Consider the following 25,280-nt stretch of genomic DNA (forward strand, 5'->3'; position numbering starts at 1 on the left):
CAAAGCGAGGTTAATTCTCGGTATTGGTGGAGTCAGCAACCGCCGTTGTGTCGCGGACGGACGTTGCGGTTGAATCCGGTACTAGGGCTGGTTCAGATCGTTCTTCCGTAGAATCGGCCGTTGTCGTTTCGTTGGAATACTCTTCAAAAGGGGCGGCCATCGAATCGGTAGCCATCGAATTCAGCGTATCGTCCACAATTGTCGGGGTGGAGGGTGTCGTTGATTGAGCAGGTTTTTGCCGTTTCAGGTAATAAATACCAAAGCCGATCAGCAGGCCGACCGCCAGGATGAGTGCAATCCACGCACCTGATCCGCTGGACCGGCGGGGCGGTTCATCCTCTACCATTGGTTCGGTATAGCCGGTGGGCTGTGACGCCGATACGGGTGACTCCAGCGTCTGCGCACGGGGCGGAGCCGATGTGGGCCGGACACCCGAACGACCGGCCTGCAACTGTTCCACGCTGGCCTGTCCCAGCAGCACCGTCAGCTCATTGACATCGCTCAGCCGGTCGGTCGGGTCTTTAACAAGCATCCAGTTCACGAGCGTGTTTAAACTCGGGGGGACGGGTTGCCTGGACGGCAACGATAGCGCCGGGGGCGGGGTTCGGAGCACCTGCGTCATGAACGTAGCGATGCCGGCGCTGTCGGGCATGGCAAAAGGCACCCGGCCGACCAGGCATTCGTACAGGACCACGCCCAGCGAATAGTAGTCCGTAGCCACCCCCACACGCCGGGGATTATCGAACTGTTCGGGCGATGCATACTCGTACGTCAGCAGCGACTGGCCCGTCAGGGTGTGCGACTGTTCACGCAGCCGGGCGACGCCAAAATCGGTCAGTAGAAAATGCAATTCACCACTGGCCAGCGGGCGATATAGGATATTTTCCGGTTTGATGTCCCGGTGCACGATGCCCTCCGGATGGATAGCGTTGAACGCACTGGCCATCTGCTGACCCAATCGGATCACGGTCGGTACGTCCAGAGCCCCCTGCCGGATCAGTGACCGCAGATCACCCCCTTCGACCCACTCCATCACGATGAACGGGAGGGGCATGTCCAACTGCACTTCCCGAACCCGCACGACGTTTGGATGGCGGATACTGGTCATGATGGCTGACTCCTGCTGAAACCGCCGGAGCGTATCGTCGTCGGTACCCAGTGTAAAATGCTTGATGGCCACCAGATCGCCGGTTGCTACGTGCCGGGCCTTCAGCACGCGAGCGTTGGAGCGACCCAGTTCGCCCAGGATCTCATAACCCGGAAAGTGCGTATTGACGCTAACGGTTGGCATCGGTAACGGTTGGTTTATAGCGTTGAGTCACCCGGTACGTCGGTTGCCGCCGAATCGATCGGAAGTACATCGGTTGGAAGGTCATACTTCAATACGCGACAGGTGATTCGGGTGCCCCGGTCGCTGTCGGGTGCCCGCTTGCTCAGTGTCGCATCCGGTCCAACGTTCATAAAAAAGATCTTTTCCGTTTTGTACGTATCCCCGTTTTCTTTGATGTATTTGACCTGTACAGCGATGGCAGGGAACGTAATATTGCTTGGATTGCTCAGTGTAATCTCGGCATCCCGGATGCCACCCAGTAATCCCGTTCGGTAGTTGGAAACGTCAACCCGAAGGTTGCGCCCGGCTGCGACGGCTTCCTGCCGTAGCTTTTCCCGGCGTTGCCGTTCTTCTGCTTCCTGCTGTAGCCGGAGCGCCACGGAGTCTACCTCGGCCGTATTGGTTTCGTCGCCGGATGTAGTACTATCACTATCGGCTGAACCGGTGATCAGTTCACTAAGCGATGGCGGTTCTGCCCCTGGTTCGGACGCGGAGTTACTACGCACGATGTAATACCCGCCCGCAGCAACAGCCAGTGCCAGCAGGATGAGGCCGATCCATTTGAATGAACTGCCGCTACCGGCTGATTCTCTTGCCCGAGCACTTCGGGGGGCGTTCGGCACCTCGGCGGGTTCAGTTGGTAGCGAAGCTTTGGGTTGGGGCGCTACGTCGACCGGTTGTGTTATGATCAGCGGAGTAGTGGGTCGGTTCGTAAACTGGCCCGTTCGGCTGGCCTGCAAGTAATCGAGTTCGGCCTGTTTCAGCAACCACGTTAACTCGTCGGCGTCGTTCAGCCGTTCGTCGGGCTTTTTTAGCAGCAGTCCCTGAATCAGATCCACAAGGCGACCGAGTGGCTGACCATTAGGGGCTACCGTCAGGGCTGGTGGAGCATCGTTCAGGACTTTATTCATGAACGTGACGATACCCGACTGATCGCCCATCTGAAACGGTACGCTGCCGTTCAGGCACTCGAACAACACCACACCAAGGGAGTAATAATCCGTGGCTACGCCTACTCCGCGTGGATCATTGAACTGCTCTGGCGACGCGTACTCGTAGGTCATCAGCGACTGACCCGTCATGGTCGTCGATTGTTCGCGCAGCCGAGCGACGCCAAAGTCGGTCAGCAGGAAGTGCAGTTCGCCACTGGGAAGCGGGCGGTACAGAATGTTTTCCGGTTTAATGTCCCGGTGAATGATGCCCTGCGGGTGTATGGCCTTAAACGCGCTGGCCATCTGCAAGCCCAGCCGGATGGTGGTTGGTACGTCCAGATGCCCGCCCGTTTTAATAAGGTTGCGTAAACTTCCCCCCTCAATCAATTCCATGACGATATACGGCAGATCGGCCTCCAGTTGGACCTCCCGTACCTTCACGACGTTCGGGTGGTTGATGCTGGTCATAATGGCCGACTCGCGCTGAAACCGCCGGAGCGTATCGTCGTCGGTGTTGAGGGCAAAATGTTTGATGGCCACCAGATCGCCGGTGGCTATATGCCGGGCCTTGAGAATGCGGGCGTTGGAGCGCCCCAATTCGCTCAGCACTTCGTAGCCCGGAAATTGCGCATTAAATCGGATCGTTGCCATCAGGGGCGAGACGTTGTTTTAGGCGGAACAGGCTGAGCCTGCGACGAAACAGACAGTACGGTGTTGCGGAATGTATCCTGCCGGACCACAGCACTAACGGGCCTCTCTACGTTGCGGAAGTAAACCTGCTTCAACTGCAGTTTTACGTCGCCCGTGGTTTCAATCCCTGTTCTGAATCCTTGTATAACCAGATTTTCCAGGTTTATGGTTTCTCCGTTGATAACGCGAAAGGCTACCCGCGATTGCGTAGTATCGGTCGGAACAACTACAGTTAATCGACTGGCACCTAAAATAGTCAGCAGCGAATCGTTCAGTTCCAGCGGTTTAGCAAGCCGGACCGTGTCAGCGGCCAGCACGAGCCGGTGATCGGCGCTTCGGTAGGCGGTTTGCACCAGCGAATCCAGCGGAACAGAAGCCGGCACCATCGACGTGGCCGACGAGGAAACGGTCAGGTCGGTTAGCTCGGTGTCGTCGACCGGCTGTTCTCGCTTGTCCGGCTGCTGGAATGAATACCAGGCAAAAGCCAGCAAACCGACGAACATGAGTAACCCCAACACCCACAGGCCGGGGCTGCTGCGTTTGGCAGGCTTTACGTCAGCGACGGTGTTGATCCTGCCATTCGCAGTCGGCGGGGGCGTCGATTGGGTTGGAACGGCCGTAGTGGCTGGAGCGGCAACGGTTGCTGTATTCGAGTCAGTACCGTTTCTGGCCAGCACGACCGTAATGTTGTCGTTGCCGCCCTGCTCGTTAGCCAGCCGGATCAGTTCGGTAGCCTGCTCATCCAGCGAACCCGATTGACGTAATACCGTCGTAATCTGCGCCTGCGTAATCATGTCGGTCAGGCCATCGCTGCACAACAGCAACTGATCGCCAGGCAGAAAGTCGGTCTCGCCTGATTCCAGGAAATCGGGATCATCGACCCGGTGGTGCATGAGCCCTACTTCGCGCAGAATCTCGTTCCGGCGCGGGTGCTGCATGGCTTCCGTCTCGGTCAGTTCGTTGGCGTCTTCCCGAATACCAACCAGCGAGTGATCGTGAGTGAGTTTTTCGAGTACGTCCTGCCGGAAGCGGTACAGGCGCGTGTCGCCTACGTGCACGAAATAAAGTTTGCTGGTCTGCTGGTCCGCTACGGCCACTGTCAGTACGCAGCACATCTGGGCCAATTTGGCGTCCTGCTGCCGATGCTCGTTGATCTGGTTGTTGGCAAACACAACGGCCTCACGCAACATCGACAGAGGATCGCCGTTGGGCGTACTCATGTACCGTTCAATGGACTCGCGGGCAATGGCTGCCGCCCGGTCGCCCCCCGCGTAGCCACCAACGCCGTCGATAACGGCTACGAGCGCACTGGAATCGGACCAGATCATGGTACTGATAAACGTATCCTGATTGTCGGTTCGTCGCTGGCCGACATCGGTTTGCCCCCTGAGTAGGATTGAATGCATGCGTAGGAATGGATTATTGGTATTCAGTTTACGCTGTACGGTTGCCGGTTTACTCTACGTAACGGACGTTTTGTGCCGAAAACGGAATACCGTACCCCGTAAACTGACTTCACCGGGGTAAGTTCTGAAAATGCCTGAATACCAGAAATAGCACAAACACCAGCAAAAGCAGAACAAGGATTGAATCGATCATTGGATTACCGGTTGCTTTGAAAATTGAGCGTTACCATACTGTTGAGCAGAATCTGCGCTTTGTCCGGCAACTCATACCAGACAGGGTTGGCGGGTTCGCTTTTGGGAATCAACTGCTCATTCACGCGGGTTTCGTTGCGGCTAAACGATGTGATCTGGAATGATCCGGTCGACTCGTTAAACCGAATCCGGGCGTGCGGATTGGATACGTAGGCCGACTCAACCAGCAGGTAGTTGGGAAAATGCTGATTTTCGGGTTCTTTTCGGGCGATGACGATCTCCCGGTCGCGCATGGCGTAGGTATATTCCCGGCTGGTTTCGGCAATGTAGTAGTCGAGCTGCGCCAGCCCTTCGTTGAGGCTGCGTGGCAGGCTGGAGGGGTTCGCTTTCGTTACGCCGGCTCCTACCACCGGTGCCCGACCGGGTGAGGCTGGGGGCGGTGGGGTGCCGAAATTGAATTTGACCACGAAAGCGCCCGGTTCGCGGAAGTCGATGTGCTGGAAGGCATTCAGGTCAACATCCACTTTTTCGTAGCGGTTGGTTTGCTTAACCCGGCGGGTTACGTTCACTTTGTCAGCCGGTGCCTGCGGTTGAGCCGTTCCGGCCAAAATACCGGTCAGCGCACCAATCACATGAATATCAGTCACGTTGACCGGTTCACCGCCAAATTCCCGCCCGGAACCAAACTTGAAGTACCAGCTCGACGCGACCGGCGACACCTGTTCGTACTGGCTTCGGTGCGATTCAATAACCGTATTGAACGCCCGAACGGCCTCGTTGACGATCACCGGAAAGGCATTCATCCGCTCTTCGTACGTGTCGGGGTGCAAAATGATCAGAAAGTGGGCGTTGAACAGCATACTCGACCCAACCGACTCCCGACCAATAGAATCCTCAAAGGAGGCTACTAATTCGTCCAGAATACGTTTGTTGCTGACGGAAGGTGCCGCTGCCGCTTCATGATGGCTGGGCGGAATGATCAGGCTGCTTAGTTTACCGAGCCAGCCGCCGGATTGATTGGCCATGTGCAGTCGTTTTGTGAGGATAACACCCCTATAAACGATGCTGCCGTAAATTTCTTTTGAGTGGTCGTCGGCTTTTAGGGAGAGGTAGAGGGATAAAACGCAAAACGGGCGATGGAGGTAGCTCACATCGCCCGGTAAAACGCACTTATTTCTTGGCTGCTTCCTGCTTCGAATCTTCGTAGCTCAGGCCATACTGCTTCAATACGTCGTCCGGTACGCCGTTCCATTGGTTCGGTACGTTGCCCATGTAGCCCAGGTCTTCAATCCCCATCTTGCTGGTGTAGAAACCAGTCATGACCAGGTTGCGCAACTGCGAAAAGAAGGATGCGCCCTGTGTCATGTCGGGAGCGACTTTGCTGGGGTAGGCTATCTGATCAACCAGTTCTATCTGCTGGGCTTTGGTACATTGCACGAACGGCTTCCCATAGCGCTTCGTACAGACGTTGTCGATCCAGCGCAGCCCTCCGCGCATAGGCGTCTGGCTACGCGGCTGGTCTTTCATCATGAACTCGATAAAAGCCGGTACGCCTGCCTGCGACGCACTACCCGAGCGGGCGTCGGCCGGGATGATGATGTCCGACAGTACCGTAACGGTCTGGAGTTCGTGGGGCGTAAAAAATTTCTCGGCGTTCAGTTTGGCGTCACGTTCCGCTTCTTTCTTGAGCCGCCCCCCCGGAATCTTGATGGGTGGTTTGGGAGCGGTTGGTTCTGGAACAGCGGCTTCTACCGGCCCAACGGCCAGCCCCAGCGAACTTAATGATATGGCTTTGAGGGTATCTCTGCGTTTCATTGGTCTTCAAGTTTCTTAGTGTCCTGTGCGTAATCCTGCGTACGCTGCGTTTTAGAATGTTTAAACGCAAAGCGCGCAGAGATTACGTACAGGACACAAGGTTAAATATTCTTCTGTTTAACCTGTTCGATGAGGTACTCTGATGTGCGCATGGATGAGGCCAGGATCGTCCACGTAACGTTCTTGTCGCCTTGGGAAACAAACGGCGCAGCATCCACCACAAACAGGTTCTTGACATCGTGAGCCTGCTGAAACTTGTTCAGTGCCGACTTGCTGGGGTCGTTACCCATCCGAACCGTACCGACTTCGTGGATGATCCGGCCGGGGGCTGCCAGACCGTAATTCTGTTCCGGCCCCGGTTTATTCCCAAGCGGAATACCACCCATCGCGTGGATGATCTCCTCAAACGTGTCCTGCATGTGTTTGGCCTGCCTGATCTCGTGGTCCGACCATTTGTAGTGGAATCGCAGGGTCGGTATGCCGTACTTATCTACGCCATTCGGGTCAATTTCGCAGTAATTGCTTTCCAGCGGTACGGGTTCGCCCCGCCCCGACATGCCGATATAGGCACCATAGAACCGACGCATATCATCTTTCAGACTGGCACCGTAGCCACCGCCGGGCTTTGTCTTGCCATCACGACCGGGAATCCGGCCATTCAGGTTTTCGACGCCCCCGCCGAAGCCGTATCCGGGCATTCCCATACCGCCACCGTACTCAATGTGGTAACCGCGCGGGAAGTCCAGTTTCTTGTTGTCGAGCCACCAGGGCGTGAATACGTGCATGCCCCCAACGCCATCCTCGTTATACCGCTTACGATCCATCAGCGCGGGAATAAACGCCGACCGGCCGGCTCCCGTTGAATCGTTCAGGTACTTACCGATGACACCGCTGGAGTTCGCCAGACCGTTGGGGAAACGAGCGGATTTGGAGTTGAGCAGTAACCGGGCTGATTCGCAGGTGCTGGCCCCGAGAATTACCGTTTTGGCTCTTACCGTAACCTCTTGTAATGTCGTGGTATCTACGTAGGAGACGCCGGTGGCAAGGCCCGTACGCTGATCGGTCAGTACCTCGCGGACCATGGCGTGATTCTGGAGCGTCAGGTTGCCGGTCTTAACCGCCGGAATCACCAGCACCGACGATGACGAAAAGTCGGCATAAGCCTGGCAGCCCCTGTTACACTGGTGGCAGTAAAAACACTGACCCCGCTCTTTGTTGATGGGCTGGGTCAGAATGGACAACCGCGACGGAACGACCGGTACCCCAATACTCTTGCCCGCTTTCTGAAGCATCAGTTCGTGCAGACGGGGTTTTGGTGGAGGCAGGAAGTAGCCGTCCGGCTCGTTGGGGAAATCAGGCAGGTTGGTACCGAAGACACCGATCAGCCGGTCGGTTTTGTCGTAGAACGGCTTAAGATCTTCGTAACCGATCGGCCAGTCATCGCCCACGCCCGTCAGGGATTTACGGCGAAAATCGTCGGGACCGAACCGGAGCGAAATCCGCCCCCAGTGGTTAGTCCGTCCGCCCAGCATCCGCGACCGGAACCAGTGGAATTCGGTGCCCGGTTTGGATGAGTACGGTTCGCCTTCGATGTCCCAGCCACCCCAGGCAGCATCGAAATCACCGCCTGAGCGGAACGGAGTGCTTGCTCCGCGCCGGGGCGACTCATACGGCCACTTTAGCTGGGTTATGTACTTAGGATCGGCAGGGTCGTAATAGCCCCCGGCTTCGAGCATTAATACTTTGGCGCCGGCTTTGGTTAGGATGTAGGCGGCCATGCCGCCCCCGGCTCCCGAACCGACGATTACGGCGTCGTAAACCGTCGGTGCTTTTGTAATGTGAAATTGGTCCATATCGCCCAGGTTGGGAAGACTGTCAGCCAGCAGAAAGACGCGTCAGCATGAAGGAATTATCTGCCATAAAAGCAGCATCTGCGTCGTACCTACTGTCCTCCCAAAATACCCGGACGGATTTGTCAGAAACGGTCGATTATTCTACGGTATCGTAGGTCGTGCGGACCGAAGCTGTTTTCTGATCCTCCCTGACCAATGCATTGTATTTGCTAATGAGAACCAGTCGACCCAGGGTAGTTCGATCATTGATGTTGTGGGTCTGAGCGTAGTGGCGTAGTGGTTTTTCGTAGGCTTTAAGATAGGGTAGGTAAATATCGACCTGGAACCGGTCTACGTTCCGGAATTGACCTTCGTCGTAAACAAAGTAGGTGAAATTGGTGGAATCCTGGTTTATCGACGTATCGTCGAAGTAACGCGCCGGATGACCAATCGGAGATTTGAACAAACCTTTATGCTGCTGGAGCCGCCGAACGACAACCAGCGGTCCGCTCATAACGATCTCGAAAAAAGCGGGGTGCTTTCGCTTTTTGCGGGACGAAAACGACAGCGATACAAATTCGCGCACTTTGTTCTGGTCGGCATCAAACCAGCTAAATGAGCGAACCTGACCGGCCGACAGGGTCCGGATGCGGCCATCCGGCCGGCGAATCTGAACCATTTCCGCACTCCAGTTATAGGCAAGTTCGTCGGTCATGAGTTCGCCCGTAGCGAGGACTAACCGGCCTTTGTGCCAGTTAACAGGAAAATCTCCGGCTAAACTTGTAGCTAGCTGCGTAACTATAAAAAGTACTATGAAGGAGGCATTGCGGAGCGTTTTCATAAGAATATAATTTTAGCTGGATTAGTGTGATTTGTGCTGATTATGTCATATCCGGATGGGTTAGGAGCGATGAACTTTTGACAAATTAACTCACTAAATAACAGCTTGTTTTTCCTATTGAAATCCTCATATATCTTAGAATGGTACGCCTGAAAGGATAAATAAGATTATGGCTGGTGAGAAAAAATAATTATGTGTAATGACAGTATAATATATAACTTTTTCTATGTTGCTAATTTATTTTACGGGTATGTTCGTTTAGCTGGAAGCTAGCGGTATATAAATAAAATACAAAAGCCAGATCGGTTAGGGCCTGGCTTTCATCAAGGACGTTTAGATTTAACAGAATTTATTCTCCAGCGGCTGTGCGCTGCGGAAGAATGTTGCCGGGTGTCTCCTCCTGTTTTTTCAGCGCATTGTATTGGTTGATCAGCAGGAGCTGCGATAACGTACTGCTGGTGTCGAGTCCCTGGCCGTCCAGAAAGTGCTTCAGTTCATCCCCATATTCTTCTTTCAATCGGGGCCAGATGTCGCGGGTAAAATTATCCAGGTTAGTGATCATGCCGTTTTCGTCGTAAACGAAATACGTGAAGCTATCCAAGTCCTTCACCAGCTCTTCGTCGTCGCCGTATGCAATTGGGCTAACCACTCTGATTGGCTCCTTAGTGTGCCGCAGTCGGCGGTATACCGTCAGGGTGCCAGGTACAAATTCCTCCAGAAACAACTTCCTGATGAGCGTTTGTCTGACCGGGTAGTCAACGGCCACAAACCGGCGCAGTATGTTCTGATTCGAGTCAAAAAATACGAAGTGATCGACCTGGCTCGCTGAATAGGCTTTGATGGTGTTTCCCTGCCGGATCTGTACGATTTCTGCCTTCCAGTTGTAATTTAACTCCCCCTCAAGCTGTGTTCCATTGAGCAGCAGCAGTTGTCCCTCATTCCAGGTTGCTTCTCCTCTGGCGTGGCTGGTACCGACTCCCACGGCGCTCAACCACAAAACGGTTAGTAGTACATACACTTTCATAACGCTGTCTTTTACTAACGGCTACTGTTGAAATACAAAGCCGTCTGCAAAAGCGTTACGAAAAAGCCGTGCCAGACTGACGGGGAATGAGCGTATTTTGCCGAGTCTGGTTATGTGGCTGAAACGGTATGGATTATGGTACTTTTTTTAGAGGAATTGTCCGGAAAATTGGCTTAAAACGGAGTGTGCTCGTTGGGTGAAATTGTTTAGTAGCAGGCTAATTTTTTGAGAATTAAGTAGATACGAACGAAGTGAGGTATTCACTCCTCACCTTGGGGAAGGTACCGTACAATCAACACTTAACGAGTGTCGTGGCCGATGATCTCACCAACAATCCGTATGCCGTCGAGGGTAAGCGATGGAATAACCGCCGTAAAGGCTGCGTGAAGGGATGGGATGCTGCCCGACAGGCCGCCGGTAGCGATGGCAATGCAGTCGCCGTTGAGTTCGGTCCGGATGCGGTCGAGGAGTGAACGAACCAGCCCTTCATACCCAAGTACAACACCTGCCTGAATAGCATGGGTAGTGCTGGTGCCAAGGGCCGAAGCCGGTACCTCAATCGGTACTTCGGGAAGCTGGGCTGTGTTGGCAAACAAGGACCGGATGGCCGTTTTAAGGCCGGGGGCTATGGCTACCCCCAGGATCTTACCCGCGCCTGACACCGTCGTAAATGTCAGGGCGGTCCCAAAGTCGACAACCACGCAGTTGCGCTGATAGCGGGTATACGCTGCCAGGGCATTGGCTACCAGATCCGTGCCGATTTCGTGCGGTCGGAGAATCTCCAGAGGCAGTATAGGATAAACCCCGGGACCCATCACTACCGGCTCAAAACCGAACAGTGTCGTGAGCATGCTACGCATCGTGGGCGTCAGATTCGGGACGACACTGCTTAGCACGGTTGTCTGGATAGCGCTCAGGGAAATCCCCGCTTCCAGCAGCCATAACCGCAGGCGGCTTTCATAGGAGCCGGCCGGCTCATCGGTACGGGAGGGTGTACGCCAGATGTGTTGCCAGGTAGCCTGTGAGTACAAGCCAAATACGGCGTCGGAATTGCCAATATCAACGATAATCTGCACGAGTGGGGTCGGTTAACAGGGCGAAATAAGCGTAAAAACCGCATATTTCAGAAAATGCCCCGCTCCATAACCCCAAACCCGGCAAAAAGTGGTCGCCTTTTGGGCCATCTCCACCTCGATTGACCTCCAGCCCAGGATCAGATCAATTGCTCGATCTGTACCAGCTTCGGTTTTCGGGTTAGCAGGTGAATAATCGTCCAGGCCACCAGGTACGTACAACCGCAGAGAGTGAAGAGAATGTTGTAGCCACCCGCCAGATTGCCGGCGGCTTTGTACGTGTCGAGCAGACTGCCTACGAGCATCGGGAACAGAATGCCACCCACCGCTCCGGCCATCCCGGCGATTCCGGCGGCTGAACTGACCGCCTGTTTGGGGAACAGATCGGACGCCAGGGTGAAGACGTTGGTAGCCCATGCCTGATGGACTGCCACAGCCAGGCTGATCAGGCCAACGGCTACCCACACATCCGTAGCGAACTGCGCCAGAATGATCGATAACTCCAGTATGGCAAACGCAAACAGCACCGTCTTACGGGCTCGCAGCGTACCCCAGCCGCGTTTGATGAGCCGGGAGGACAGATACCCGCCCCCAATGCTGCCGATGGTGGTGGCTGCGTAGATAATCATCAACTCCAAACTCGGCTTTTTAAGGTCCAGTTGAAACGTAGAGGAAAAATAGGAGGGCAGCCAGAACAGAAAGAACCAGTAAATGGGGTCGATCAGGCCTTTACCCGTAATGAGCGCCCAGGTCTGTGGCTGTTCAAAGAGCCTGACCCAGCGAATGGGCGTTTGTTGATTGGTTTCGGTTTCCTGCCCGCTGCGGATGTAGTCGTATTCTTCGGCCGACAGGCGTTTCTGGCGGGCCGGTACGTCGTAGAAAATCAGCCAGAAGATCAGCCAGACGAACCCTAGTGCACCCGTGATCCAGAACACCTCCTGCCAGCCGTAGTTACTTAAAATCCAGGGCACGATCAGCAGGGCTGCCACTACGCCCAGGCTCGTTCCGGCGTTGAACAGCCCCGTTGCCAGGCCCCGTTCCTTTTGCGGAAACCACTCGGCCACGGCTTTTACGGCTGCGGGGTAGTTGCCGGCTTCTCCCAGACCGAGACCTACGCGGGCGACCCCGAACCCAAAGGCGCTCCGGGCCAGGGCGTGGAGCATACCGGCTATGCTCCACCAGACGATCGTAACGGTGTAGCCGACTTTAGTGCCAACCCGGTCGATGAACCAGCCAAACGCCAGCAAACCGACCGCATAAGCCGCCGTGAAGGCAATCACAATCCGGGCGTACTGGGTTTCCGTCCAGTTGAATTCCACTTCGAGCAGCGGTTTAAGCAAGCCAATGATCTGCCGGTCGAGGTAGTTAATGGACGTTGCCGCGAACAGCAGCACGACGATAAGCCATCGGTAATTTTTGCTGGTGGCGACGGTCGCCGATTCGGTTTTCTGGGGTGTTATCATACTGGTTTAGGAATAAGGGTAGGCTCAGGCTGTTTGGTATTGGTTGGGTAAGCGCTTCAAAAATTCCTGGAAGTGCAGTTTTAGGCCACTCCAGTTCCGGTTGTTGATCAGGGAGGCATCGAACAGATGACTACCGACCCCGACGCCTGTTGCGCCAGCGTCGAAAAACTGCTGCAGGGTGTTCAGGCTGACACCCCCCGTAGGCAGCAGTTTGACGTGGGGCAGGGGCCCTTTCAGGTCTTTGATGTAAGCGGGGCCAAGCGATGTTGTGGGGAAAACTTTCACCATCGACGCGCCCAGTGCCCAGGCCCGGTAAATTTCGGTGGGCGTAAAGGCCCCTGGAAAAATGGGAACACCCCGTTCAACGCAGGTGCGGATAACCAGCTCATCGAGGATGGGGGTTACGATAAATTGAGCCCCCGCGTCCAGTGCCTGCTCCAGATCATCGAGGGTACAAACCGTACCGGCACCGATGTTCAGGCCGGTGGGGTAGTGTTGTCGGGCCTCTCGAATGCAGTCAACGGCTCCTGGCGTATTCATTGTGATCTCAATGGTGGTCAGGCCGGCTTCCTGGTATACCGGCAGGAGCTGCGTTATGACATCGGGGGGTAGGTTGCGAACAATACCCACGATAGGAGCCTGGGCAAATAGCTCGTTCGAATAGTTGGTTGTCATCGGGTCGTTTCTTTTATGGCCTGGTTGCGAAACAGCATGACCTGGCCCATGCTGGCTGCCTGATCGATCAGGTCGGCGGGAATGGTCGTTGCGCGATCGACCAGGTTCAGTTCGCGGATGGCCAGTTCATAAAAACCGGTCAGTTTACTCCCGCTGCACACTACCAATGGCCAGCTTTTTTCGGTCATCAGTGGCAGGAGTTCCGTGCCGATCAATAAGCCACTCAGGTAGAATGCATTTTCGGCTTTGGTAAACGTGTCGAAAAGCTGATTGGTACGGATCGTAAACAGGCCGTTCAGAATACCCGACGATGTTGATTGCTGTATGCCCTGCCTGAAGGCCTGCACGTGTCTGGCGGAGAAATCCGTGAGCGCGCTCAGATCAACGGAGTCTTTCAGGATACTGTGGTGGGCCATCAGATCAAACAGTTCCCCTGTCATATACGTATCGAAGTCGATCAACTGGCCATCCTGAACGTACATGTGCTTGGAGTGCGTACCGGGAAAAATGAAAATGGCCTCCTTTATTTTATCTCCGGACAAGTTGAGCAACGTAATCAGGCCAATGAGCTGCGTTTCTTCACCCCGCATGACGTCCTGTTCGCTCCTGACACCCGAGATCAGCATCAGTTCATGCGGGAAGTCCGGTTGTGGGTCAAAATGCCGGAGGCTGGACTGGCTGCCGTCGATAGCAAATGGCAGTACCGCATAGGGCACTTCTTCCATACCGATGGAGGAGGAAGCCATGCCCGAAACTGCAACCGGAATATTCGTCAGATTTAGCGATAACTGTCGGCCCAGGGCATTGATCTGCTTTTTCAACTGTTGCCGAAAAAAGTCATCTTTCGTAACACCGGCTAATGCACCGGTTTTGCGCCAGGCATCAAACGTACCGGCAATGCCCTCCCGGGAAATCAACTCGCCGATACGTTGGTGATCGTATAAGTCCGTTAGCTGCAGGCGGAAAAACGACGTCCCCCAGTCACAGCACAATAAATACTTCGTCGTCAGACCGCTCATGGATAGTATAGGTAAAAACCCGATTCATTAATTGGTGGCGGTACGTTAAGGCAAAGCAAAGGCAACGTAGGAACCGCCCGGCTTTAACCCGTAACGGGTGCCACCGGCGGCAATGGCAACGTACTGCCTGCCGTTCACGCTATACGTTATGGGGGTGGCAAAGCCGCCGGCGGGCAGCCTGTATTCCCACACTACGTTTCCGGTCTTTTTGTCGAACGCACGCAGTTTCTCATCGTACGTAGCGGCAATGAACACCAGGCCACCTGCCGTCACGAGTGGGCCACCGTGGTTTTCGGTGCCCGTCTGCTTGAGCCCTTTCCTGACAAGCTCCGGATATTCGCCGAGCGGCACCTGCCAGACGTACTCGCCCGTGTTGAGATCAATGGCGTTCAGCGTACCCCAGGGCGGCTTAATGGCCGGGTAGTTGTCCTGATCCCGAAACTGGGTGTTGCCGTTGTTCAGATACGGTGACTGGTACGGAAAGTCATTGCCCTGGGCTCGGGGCGCTGCCACGACGGATGAATGAATATCAGATGAAGCCGAAAGGGCTGCGTTGGGTTTCGCGGTCGGGTTCAGCAGAAAGTCCACGATCGCTTCGCGGTCTTGCTGGGCAATGTGCTGAAACGAGGGCATTCGACCGCGTCCGGTGGTCAGCAGGGCGTGAATCTGCTTTTTATCAAGTCGCTTTCCTACGTTGGTCAGGTCGGGATACGCCTGCTGGCTTTTGGCAAGGGCCTTGTCCTGACCTGGAACGGCGTGACAAACGCCACAATTGGTATTGAACAGACTAGCCCCCCGTGTCAGCGCTACCCCTTCCGACTGCTGCGTATTGCGCATCTTCAGCCACCAGAGCATGTTGTTGCTGTTCACGTAGAAAATTCCGTTCGGGTCGGCGGCCGTACCGCCCCATTCAGCGCCCCCGCCCATTCCGAAAACGAGTGATCCTTCTTCACTGGGGGGGAGGTATTTGTTGCCCTGCCGACTGTTTCGGAAACGCTCCAGTACGTAGGCCCGGGCTTCCGGTGTACGGTCGGTGATGGTTGCTTCGGTAAGTTCCTGCATACAGAACGGTGCGGGCTTGGTCGGTACGGGCTGCGTTGGCCACGGTTGTTCGCCCGGTAGGGCCGGGTAGTTGGGTACGGCCACTTCATTGACCGGAAACAAAGGCTTGCCCGTATCCCGGTCAAAAACGAACACGTAGCCATCCTTGGTAGCCTGCGCCACCGCTTCGACCCGACGGCCTTCGTACATCACTGTGATGAGGTTCGGCGGGCAGGGCAGATCACGGTCCCAGAGGTCGTGGTGAACCGTCTGGAAATGCCAGATGCGCTTGCCGGTGCTGGCATCAAGGGCCAGTACGCAGTTTGCAAAGAGATTCTGACCGGCGCGGGCACCGCCGTAGAAATCAACCGATGGCGAACCGGTTCCGGCGTAGACGATGCCCCTCTTTTCGTCGACGACCATGCCCGCCCAGCAGTTGGCCCCGCCGAGTTTCCGGTACGAATCGGTCATCCAGGTTTCATAGCCGTACTCGCCCGGCAGCGGAATCGTGTGGAATACCCACGCCAGTTTACCCGTCCGGACGTTGAACGCCCGGATGTGGCCCGGTGGCGCATCGCCCCCTTCCGACACGCTCGACCCGACAATGATCAGATCGCGGTAGATAACCCCAGGGGTCGTATTGCGAATCGAGAGGCTGGCTGTTTCATGACCAAGCGTTTGGGCATCGCCCAGCCCTTCGTGCAGATCGACAATGCCGTGGGTGCCGAAGCTTTCGATCAGCGCACCGGTTTTCGCGTTAATCGCGTACAGCGTTGGTCCCGACGAGTAAAGAATCCGCCGGTCGTCGCCGTCGGCCCAGTACGTTACGCCCCGCAACGGATGAAAGCGGGGTTTCTTGTTCGGGTCGGCGTAGGGGTCGAATCGCCATATTTCCTTGCCCGTTGCGGCATCAATGGCGAAGAGCTTATGCCTGGGTGTGGTGCCGTACAGGACGCCGTCGACCACAATGGGTTGGCACTGAATGTCCATTCCCCGATCGTCGGCGGACAGGTTTTTGTTTTCGCCCGTGTCGAACGTCCAGGCGGGTTGCAGCCGGGATACGTTTTCTAAATTGATCTGCGATAGGGGGGAGTAGCGGGTACCGGCCGGATTCCCGCCGTAGGTCGGCCAGTCGGTATCGGCGGTGCTGGTTTTCTCCCAATCAGGGGTGGTGCCGGACAGCAGCCAGCTACAGAATAGCACAAGTACAGTCAGGACTCTCATGGGGTGGGGTTCTCGTAAAATGCATACGTAATGGTCCAGGTAGCTTCCTGACCGGGCGCAGCCTGCAACCGGATATACGGCTCCGGGCAGGAGGTTGTGGCGCAGGCCCAGAACACGAGTTTTTCAAGCGGCTGATCGCTCGTGGCCCGAACCCCGGCTCCCGTCTTCAGGTTCTCGATGCGGATATCGTAATCGGCAGCCGTTGGTCCGAATCCCTGTAGTCCAGCGCTGTACACGTATTCTTTCCTGGCCAGGTCGCGGGTGTACGTCAGGCGGTTGCCCTGCGGCAAAATTGTCGTACCGAAGCCCCGGCCCTCAGCGCTCACCTTGAACGGAAACCGGATCACGATCTGCGGACCCGTTGGCTGTTTGTCAATCACAAAAAAGTTATGGTTGTACACGCTGGTTTCGATGGGTTTCTGGCCCGTGTTCTTCAGCCGATGTTCCAGCACCAGTTCGGGCTTGTCTTTACTCAGCCGAACCGTTTTGGTGTAGTGGTAGCCATACCCAGTCGAAGCGGTCAGGTCGTGGGTGAATTCAACCCGGTCTTTGCGGGTTTTTACCGTCCTTTTCCCGTAATCAATAACGTTGTACACGTTCGAAAACCCGTATGGTTTATCATCAGGTCGGCGCAGAACGCCTACACCAATCTTCACGAACGCATCGCCTGGTTTGGCATCCGCAAAGCCCAGTGGGGTAAATTCTTCCACCGGGCCGTTGATGGCATCATGGAGGGTCGGATCGTACGTATCGAACCACTGATCTACGTAGCTGTGGCCTTTGTAATCAAGGCTTTTGAAGGCTCCCGACCAGTCGAAGCGGGTGCCCCGGTAGTAGCCCTGCTGCTCATCGGGCAGGTAGAGCGAGGCCGTAAGCACACCATTGGCGATACGTGCCTGCGGAGGGTCCGCTGCGGGTTGAATACTACCGCCTATACCCAGCGATATGGCCACAGAAAAGAGTAGTTGTTTCACAGCAAGCGCGTTTAAGACGTAATCGACAAATTACCAGTCAACGACAGAGCCATCGAGGGCGTTATACGTTTCGGGGTTTTTCCAGTCGTGACCAACCTTATCCTTCATCTGGTTTTCGTCCAATTCGATACCCAGGCCCGGCCCCTGCGGAATCATGACTGTACCATCTTTTTGCAGCTTGAACGGATTTTTCAGGTAGCCTTCGCCCAGCGTCACCTGTTCCTGTACCAGAAAATTAGGTACACTGGCGGCCAGGTGCAACCCCACAGCCAGCGAAATAGGCCCCATCGGATTGTGGGGGGCTATGGGGGCGTAGTAAGCTTCGGCCATACCGGCAATGATCCGGCCCTCAGTAAGGCCACCCGCGTGGCACAGGTCCGGCTGAACGATGCTGGCGGCTCCTTTTTCCAGGATCTCGCGGAAGCCCCATTTCGTAAAAATCCGCTCGCCCGTTGCAATAGGGATGTGCGTGCCACGAGCAATGTCGACCATCGTATCGACGTTCTGCGCCTGACAGGGCTCCTCGACAAACATCGGCTGAAACGGCTCCAGTTGCTTGATCAGCACCTTGGCGGTCTGGGGCGATATGGCTCCGTGGAAATCGATGGCGATGTCCATATCCGGGCCGCCTGCTTCGCGTAATGAGGCAAAATTGTCGGCAGCGTACTGGATAAAGCGGGGGTTCTCGACAATGTTGGCCGGGTTCTTTTTGGCCACGCCGGTCTTGATAACCGTGTAGCCCTCGGCTTTACGTTTCTTCATGTCGTCGGCGTTGCTGGCCCGGCCGTAAATCCGAACCCGGTCGCGGGTGGGGCCACCGAACAGTTCATACACCGGCACGTTCAGAAGTTTGCCTTTGATGTCCCATAGCGCGTGATCGATGCCGCTCAGGGCACTCGTCAGGATGGGGCCACCGCGGTAAAACGCATGGCGATAAATGGCCTGCCAGTGGTGGACGACCTGCCGGGGGTCTTTACCAATCAGATACGGCTCAATCTCTTTGATCGCCGTCTGAATCGTTTGGGCGCGGCCTTCGAGCAGGGGCTCACCCAGCCCGACAAGCCCGACGTCGGTATGAATTTTCAGAAAGATCCAGCGTGGCTTGACCAGGAAGGTTTCCAGTTTGGTGATTTTCACCTTGCCGTAGTCCCGGAAGGGCTCAGGCTTTTGGGCGTACGATGATTCGGGTAGCAGCAGGCCTGTACCGGCCAACCCCAGCACAGACTGGATGGCGGAGCGACGGGATACGCCGGATTTCTTACTAAACGATTTCATGGAAAGGGTACGGTTTAGGAATAGTTTACTATAAGGTTTGCCGCGTAGCGACGTGACCAGAGACATTAGTCGGGCCGCTACGCGGCAAAACGATGCCTTAGGGCCGGATTATGGTACCATCTACTTTACGTACCTGCCAGTTCGACTTGGTGCCAATGGGGTATTTAGCCGCTTCTTTTTCGTTGATATCGACGCCCAGCCCCGGTACTTCGTTGACCGACATATACCCTTTGTTCATGGTTGGGCAACCGCTGAACACCTCTTTCATTTTGTCAGAGAAACTCACCGCTTCCTGGATGCCGAAGTTCCAGACGGCCAGGTCGATGTGGGCGTGGGCCGCGTGACCAACCGGCGATACGTCGCCCGGGCCATGCCAGGCCGTCCGCACGTTGAACCACTCACCCAGCCGCGCCACCTTCATGGCCGGTGTGATGCCGCCGATCTGCGACACGTGAATCCGGATGTAGTCGAACCACTGGTTCACCATCGGCTCTTTGAATTCGTTGATGTTGTTAAAGAGTTCACCCATGGCAATGGGTACGGAGGTCGTCTGACGCAGTTGGGCAAACCACTTCATGTTCTCGGGCGAGAACGGGTCCTCGATGAAGAAAGGCTGGTACTCCTCTAGCTGCCGGATCATGTTGATGGCGTCCATCGGCTGAACCCGTTCGTGAATATCGTGCAGGAGTTCCACCTCTTCGCCACATCGCTTGCGGACTACGTCGAACATCTTGGGTACGGCTTTGAGATAGGCCCGTTCGTTCATGAAGCTGTCGCTTTCGCCCCCGAAGCCAGCCGCTTTGTAGTCCGGTTGCTGGTTAAGACTGCCCACACCGCCGTAGCCGCCCTGCTGAATCCGGACGTATTTGAAACCGCGATCCATGATGCTCTGGGCGCTGTCGGCTACCTCCTCGGGCGTACGGCCGCTGGCGTGCGTATAGCATGGAATGGCAAAGCGTACCTTGCCGCCCAGCAGCTTGTACACCGGCATACCGGCCCGCTTCCCTTTAATGTCCCAGAGGGCCTGATCCAGACCGCTCAGGGCGTTGTTCAGCACGGGGCCGTTGCGCCAGTAGGAGCTAACATACGCAGCCTGCCACATATCCTCGATGTTATCGACATCCTTACCCATGCAGAAGTCGTTGAGGTAGCTGTTGATGGCGGCTACCACGGCCACCGCCCGTTGCGTGAACGTAGCGCAGCCTAATCCGTATAGACCCGGTTCGGAGGTTTCAACTTTTACGACAATCAGGTTGGAGCCCTGAGGGGCCGTGGCAATGGCTTTGACGCCAGTAATCTTAACTGGCGCTGTTCCTTTGGCATAATTGGGCGTTTCGCGCTGGTCGCGGGCTTCCGCCGACGAAACTCCGCCGAAGAGCCCAAGTAAACTGGCCGAAGAGCCAAATCCAAGCATTTTTAACGTATCGCGACGGCTTTGTTCGTTTGGATTCATGAGTGAATTCTATGCGTTTAAAAGGTAAGAGTTTGCGGTTGTACTGATGACTAGTTTTTATTCCATCGACCTTAGGCACCGTGTTGTCGGAATACCGTACGTGTTATCGGGTTCTTAACCCGACAAGTGCGGTTGCTCACAACCGTCTGTCTTCGGTAGGTTCTGGGGAACCTACCGAAGACAGGTTTGAGAACCTGACAGCACGTACGATATAGCCACTCCAAACCCTGTACCCACCAGGTCCTATTTTTTATCCCACCAGACCCGGGTATCCAGCGTGTTGGGGCCCTGCCGTCCGACGGCTTCGTTCAGACTGCCTGAATTGACGACGATCTCACTATCCGGATAGGGCAGTCGCCGGATGAAATCGCCCTTGACCTCCGAACCGGGATACGGGTTTTTCTTCAAAGCCGGGAAGCCACTTCGCCGGAAGTTGGCAAAGGCTTCGGTTCCGTCGAGGAAGGAGGCTACCCAGTATTGCGTGTTGATCTGATCAAGTTCCTTACCCGCTGCGAGCGGCTGACTGTCCAGATAGGCTTTGATGGTGGCTTCCGGAATGGGGGCGCCGTACGACGCCATTTGCTCCAGATTGGCCCGCACGCCCTTAGCGAAGTACTCAGCCGGTGTGCCGGTTACCCACCCGCGGAAGGCGGCTTCGGCCAGCAACAACTGAATCTGCGCGTAGGTGATATGAAACTCCGGCGAGTCCAGCTTAAGCACCGTATTCAGGTTTACCTGCGAGAAGTCCCATAGGCTGGCTACGCCGTTCTGCTGGAGCACCGACGAAATTGTTACGTCGTTGTAGCCCATCGGCATACCTACCTGCACCTTGGGGTCCGACGAAGCCCGGGCGGCTGTCTGTTCCTGGCCTCCTTTGGCACCCACGTAGCGAACTGCGAAGATAGGCAGTCGTGGATCGTTGTTGTCTTTCAGGTAGTTGACAAACGGAGCCGCCAGGTAGAAGTTGGTTTTTTCGCGGGCGGCCAGGTGGTTGGCGATGTAGTTGTTGTAAATCGCCGTATGCCGGATGATCGAGTTGTCGGCGTTGGACTGAAAAACACCGCCCGCTACCGCCTTCTTCACGTACGATTCGGCCGTAGCCGGGTCAACTTTGGTCAGGCGCATGGCCGCCCGCAGCATAAACGAGTAACCCAGCTTTTTCCACTTGGCAACGTCGCCCCCGTATAGAATGTCGGTCGTGACCGGTGCCTGTTTGGCGTCCAGCGCGGCCGAGGCTTCCTCAAACTCTTTCAGAATATCCTTGTAGATGGCCTGCTGCGCATCGTATTTGGGGGTAATGATCTCATTCGTGTAGCCCTGTCCGGCTTCGAAGTACGGAATATCCCCATACGTATCGGTCAGGATCATGAAGATGTACGCTTTCCAGATGCGGGCCGCGTTGTACGTATTGGATTGCAGCGGATCGCTCTTGGTCTGGTCCAGCACCGCTACTAACTGCTTCAGTACGTTCCGGTAAAAATTAGTCCAGACCAACGGTGTATTGCTGTTGTTAATCTGGTCGTAGTTGCCACCCGACAGCGAACTGCCGTAGGGCGTCACGATCTGCTGCACAATGGCAAAGTTGTAGGTCAGCATTCCCAGTGTGCCGAATCCGTCGAGGTAAGTTGTGCTGATAATGGCTTTGTTGAGCACCATCGAAGGAGCCAGCGAGGTGGGGTTCACCCGGTTGGTATTCAGTTCGTCGAACCCCTGATCGCAGCCCGTAAACAGGCTCAGCGAAAGCAGCAGAGTGAGCGTGTATATGAGTTTCGTTTTCATGTGTCTTTAGGATTTGGGTTTACGGTATTCCGTTGACTGTTTTCGGGGCCGGTTTCGGGAGGGTAAGACAACCCAGGCTATCCACCGAAAACTGTATACAGGTTTAGAAGCGGATGTTGAGGTTAAAACCAACACTGCGGGTAGGCGGCAGACCCGGCCAGAAATCCAGACCAACGGCGTTGTCGGAGGAAACCAGCGCTTCTTCGGGGTCCATGTTCTCGGTCCATTTTTTCAGCACCAGTACGTTGTTGGCGACGGCGTTGATCTTTAAGCCCTTGATGAACAAGCTGGCAGGAAGCAACTTGGTGAAGTCATAGCCCAGCGTTACCTGGCGGAGCTTCCAGAAGCCGGCGTTGAATACGAAATCTTCGTTAATGCCCAGCGGATTGATCGATTCGTAGAAGGGCTGTACGGCCGCCCGGGTCTGGTTAACTTCGCCGTTTGGATTCACCCCGTTACCGATGACGTAGCCCACGTCGCGGCCCGGCAGGGTACGTTTTGAAAGGCCATGGCGCACGTAGTTGATGTTCCGACCGGCAATCATCTTGTGGCCCAGCTTGAAGTCAATCAGCGCCGACAGCACAATGCCCCGGTACGAGAACGTGTTCGTGATACCACCAAAATACATCGGTAGGGCGCTTCCCACGTTCTTGAGCGTGTTGTTGCGGAGCGGCATTCCGCTATTGGCGTCGAATACCTGCCGGCCCTGCGCATCCCGTAGGTACGTGAAGGTATACAACTGGCCTAAGGGCTTGCCGACTACCTGGTTCAGCACCCGGCCACCCCCGCTACTGACGGTGATGATCGTGTCTTTCTCGGTCAGGCCAAGCCGCATCACTCGGGATGTATTGTAGGAAACGTTGGCGCTGACATCCCAGCGGAACAACGGACTGCTGATGGGCGAGAAGGTCAGCAGCATCTCGATACCCTTGTTCATACTCCGCCCTACGTTGATCAGTTTGCTGGTGTACGACGAGGCATCGGACACTTGAGCCGCCAGAATCTGATCGTCGGTCAGTTTGCGGTAATACGTCAGGTCAAGTCCGACTTTGTTTTGCAGCAGCTTCAGCTCCAGCCCTACCTCGGCTTCCTGAATCCGGAGCGGGCGCAGGTTTTTGTTGGGGACAACCGTTGCATTAATCCCTCCCACCGGCACGAGCTGACCCGATGGGTTCGGGAAAGAGTTGTTGTCGACGGCGAAGTACAGCGCGTTGGAGTACGGGTCGACGTTGTCGGATCCCACCTGTGCGTAGGCTGCACGAAGTTTGCCGAACGACAACCAGGCTGGCATGTTGTCGAATGCCTGTGAGAAGACGAAGCTACCACTGAGCGACGGGTACAGGATGCTGCGGTTAGACGGCGCCAGTGTTGAGAACCAGTCGTTGCGGGCCGTGGCGTTCAGGTACAGAAACTCTTTGTAGGAGATGGTCGCAGCCCCGAACAGCGAGTTGATTTCTTTCTCCGACAGGCTGTAGAGTGGGTCTTTGATACGGCCGTTCATGACGGTGTACAGGCCCGGCTGCACGAAATCCTGCACCGTTACGCTGTTGTAATCGTTGCGGGCGTAGCGGTGGTTACCCCCAAACGTAGCGTCGACACCGATGTTGCCGAACGTCTTGTTGAAGCCCAGAATGAAGTCCAGGTTGCGTTCAACGTTCTGTCGTACATCCTGCGTATAGGAGCCGTTCACGTAGCCAACCGGGGCGCGGGCAATGGGGGCGTAGCCGTTCGGAATGTTGTAGTCCTGATTCCGGATGTACGAATCCTGCGCCAGTCGTCCCTGTAGGTACAGCCAGTCGGTGAACTGGTATTTCAGCGCTACGTTGCCGAACAGCCGGTCGCGCCGAACGTTCTCGAACTTGTGACTCATGGAATAGTACGGGTTATTCCGAACCAGAAAGCGCGAAAAGACGAATTCGTCGCCGTTGGGCAGGGTCTGGTTTTGCTGCAGGGCTTCGAACGGCATGGAGTTGGCCAGCGTAAAAATCACCGTCGATACGGACAGGTCCTGGGTGTTTAGCTGGGGCGGATTGATGTTGTTTTCCTTCGAGTAGTTAATATTCCCCGTGGCCGTCAGTCGGCTGGTAATGTTCTGGGTAAAGCCCAGGTTGATCACCTTCCGGTTGAACTTGTTGTTCTCCATGATCCCCTTGTTATCAGTATTGCCAAACGACAGGCTGAAACCTCCGTTTTGCCCGTTGTTGGCCACCGTAACGGTATTGGTGAAATTGGTCCCAACCCGGTAGAACTTCCGTACGCGGTTGAAAACCGGTTCGTAGGGCCAGGTTTCGTTATCGAACAGAATCTGGGTCATGCCCGGCTGAAATTTTTCACCAAAGCTCCAGACACCCGAAGTCGGGTTGGGCGTAGTAGGCCGCTTGCCGCCTTCGCCCTGGCCGTACTCATACTGAAAATCCGTAAAATCGAGGGGGGTATCGGTTGTGAAGTTGGCGTTGTACGTAACGCCGAATCCTTTACCGGTGCCCCGGCTTTTGGTGGTGATCATCACGACACCGTCTTTGGCCCGTGAGCCGTAGAGCGCAGCCGCCGTCGCGCCTTTCAGTACGTCGATGGTTTCGATATCGTCGGGGTTGATACTGCTCAGGCCGTCGCCACCGTCGGAACTGTTGGACGCCCGGTTGCCAAAGTCACCACCGAGGGCGTAGTTTGAGTTGTCGATCGGTACGCCGTTAACCACAATGAGCGGGTTGTTCTGACCCGCAAACGACGACTGACCCCGGATTCGGATTTTGGCCGAACCGGCCGGTCCCGTTCCCATAGACGAAATGTTGACCCCGGCCAGTTTCCCCTGCAAGCCACTCACGAAGTTGGTCGTTCGGTTGACCGAAATCTGTTCGGCGTTGACCGAGGCCGTAGCGTACCCGAGGGTTTTTGCTTCCTTCTTAATCCCGAGCGCCGTAACAATTACTTCATCGATAGCCTTGGCGTCTTCGACCAACTGCACGTTGATGACCGAGCGGTTATTGACCGGAACCGTCTGGCTTACGTAGCTGATGTACGAGAAAATCAGCGAGGTTTCCGGGCCTGCATTAATCGCGTAGTTCCCCGACGCATCGGTTGTTGTTCCCTGCGTCGTACCAACCACTACTACGTTAACACCGGGTAACCCCTGGTTGTCGGCTCCGGTGACACGGCCCGTCACGCGGTTCGATTGTGCCCGGCTGTAATAGCTCTGGCACACGAGCAACAGAATAAGTGCATAAACCAATTTTTTCATGGGT

Annotated in this window: 18 protein-coding genes; all 18 read right to left on the minus strand. The window is 55.6% G+C overall.

Features of this window, described 5'->3' with window-relative positions; genetic code table 11:
- Positions 1–10: 10 nt before the first annotated feature.
- On the minus strand, positions 11–1,291 hold the full coding sequence (locus BN8_RS30075) for a serine/threonine-protein kinase (protein WP_009285740.1): 1,281 nt from the start codon (positions 1,289–1,291) through the stop codon (positions 11–13).
- A gap of 14 nt (positions 1,292–1,305) precedes the next feature.
- Positions 1,306–2,913 (minus strand): serine/threonine protein kinase, encoded by a 1,608-nt coding sequence (locus BN8_RS30080; protein ID WP_009285741.1) that lies wholly within the window; start codon positions 2,911–2,913, stop codon positions 1,306–1,308.
- Complete coding sequence (locus tag BN8_RS30085) at positions 2,913–4,358, minus strand: PP2C family protein-serine/threonine phosphatase (protein WP_009285742.1); 1,446 nt, start codon at positions 4,356–4,358, stop codon at positions 2,913–2,915. The genes BN8_RS30080 and BN8_RS30085 overlap by 1 nt, the downstream gene beginning before the upstream one ends.
- Positions 4,359–4,555: 197 nt before the next feature.
- The gene (locus tag BN8_RS30090; protein WP_040007086.1) at positions 4,556–5,575 is read right to left on the minus strand and encodes an FHA domain-containing protein; all 1,020 of its coding nucleotides are present in this window, start codon (positions 5,573–5,575) and stop codon (positions 4,556–4,558) included.
- A 145-nt stretch (positions 5,576–5,720) separates the two neighbouring features.
- Positions 5,721–6,365, minus strand: coding sequence for a gluconate 2-dehydrogenase subunit 3 family protein (locus tag BN8_RS30095; RefSeq protein WP_009285744.1), 645 nt, complete (start codon positions 6,363–6,365; stop codon positions 5,721–5,723).
- Between the two features lie 101 nt (positions 6,366–6,466).
- Entirely contained in the window at positions 6,467–8,218 is a 1,752-nt protein-coding gene (locus BN8_RS30100; RefSeq protein WP_009285745.1) for a GMC oxidoreductase, read from the minus strand.
- Positions 8,219–8,354: 136 nt separating this feature from the next.
- Positions 8,355–9,038 carry a hypothetical protein gene (locus BN8_RS30105; RefSeq protein ID WP_009285746.1) on the minus strand — a complete coding sequence of 228 codons (684 nt, stop codon included), beginning with the start codon at positions 9,036–9,038 and terminating at the stop codon, positions 8,355–8,357.
- 349 nt (positions 9,039–9,387) lie between these two features.
- The gene (locus tag BN8_RS32110; protein WP_009285747.1) at positions 9,388–10,062 is read right to left on the minus strand and encodes a hypothetical protein; all 675 of its coding nucleotides are present in this window, start codon (positions 10,060–10,062) and stop codon (positions 9,388–9,390) included.
- Between the two features lie 299 nt (positions 10,063–10,361).
- Positions 10,362–11,138, minus strand: a complete 777-nt coding sequence (locus tag BN8_RS30115) for a type III pantothenate kinase (RefSeq protein ID WP_009285748.1) — start codon at positions 11,136–11,138, stop codon at positions 10,362–10,364.
- 137 nt (positions 11,139–11,275) lie between these two features.
- Positions 11,276–12,598, minus strand: a complete 1,323-nt coding sequence (locus BN8_RS30120; RefSeq protein WP_009285749.1) for an MFS transporter — start codon at positions 12,596–12,598, stop codon at positions 11,276–11,278.
- Between the two features lie 24 nt (positions 12,599–12,622).
- Positions 12,623–13,273, minus strand: a complete 651-nt coding sequence (locus BN8_RS30125; protein WP_009285750.1) for a bifunctional 4-hydroxy-2-oxoglutarate aldolase/2-dehydro-3-deoxy-phosphogluconate aldolase — start codon at positions 13,271–13,273, stop codon at positions 12,623–12,625.
- On the minus strand, positions 13,270–14,292 hold the full coding sequence (locus tag BN8_RS30130) for a 2-dehydro-3-deoxygalactonokinase (protein WP_009285751.1): 1,023 nt from the start codon (positions 14,290–14,292) through the stop codon (positions 13,270–13,272). The genes BN8_RS30125 and BN8_RS30130 overlap by 4 nt, the downstream gene beginning before the upstream one ends.
- 45 nt (positions 14,293–14,337) lie before the next feature.
- Positions 14,338–16,557: an outer membrane protein assembly factor BamB family protein gene (locus BN8_RS30135; protein ID WP_009285752.1), complete on the minus strand. Its 2,220-nt coding sequence runs from the start codon at positions 16,555–16,557 to the stop codon at positions 14,338–14,340.
- Positions 16,554–17,531, minus strand: coding sequence for a hypothetical protein (locus tag BN8_RS30140; protein WP_009285753.1), 978 nt, complete (start codon positions 17,529–17,531; stop codon positions 16,554–16,556). Before BN8_RS30140 ends, BN8_RS30135 begins: the two co-directional genes overlap by 4 nt.
- 30 nt (positions 17,532–17,561) lie before the next feature.
- On the minus strand, positions 17,562–18,806 hold the full coding sequence (dgoD, locus tag BN8_RS30145) for a galactonate dehydratase (RefSeq protein ID WP_051041162.1): 1,245 nt from the start codon (positions 18,804–18,806) through the stop codon (positions 17,562–17,564).
- A gap of 97 nt (positions 18,807–18,903) precedes the next feature.
- A complete protein-coding gene (locus BN8_RS30150; protein WP_009285755.1) occupies positions 18,904–20,259 on the minus strand; it encodes an enolase C-terminal domain-like protein in 1,356 nt (451 codons plus the stop codon).
- Positions 20,260–20,502: 243 nt separating this feature from the next.
- Positions 20,503–22,038, minus strand: a complete 1,536-nt coding sequence (locus BN8_RS30155) for a SusD/RagB family nutrient-binding outer membrane lipoprotein (protein WP_009285756.1) — start codon at positions 22,036–22,038, stop codon at positions 20,503–20,505.
- Positions 22,039–22,141: 103 nt separating this feature from the next.
- A complete protein-coding gene (locus BN8_RS30160; protein WP_009285757.1) occupies positions 22,142–25,276 on the minus strand; it encodes a SusC/RagA family TonB-linked outer membrane protein in 3,135 nt (1,044 codons plus the stop codon).
- Between the last annotated feature and the right edge of the window lie 4 nt (positions 25,277–25,280).

This window comes from Fibrisoma limi BUZ 3, from assembly GCF_000296815.2.
Classification (GTDB): Bacteria; Bacteroidota; Bacteroidia; order Cytophagales; family Spirosomataceae; genus Fibrisoma; species Fibrisoma limi.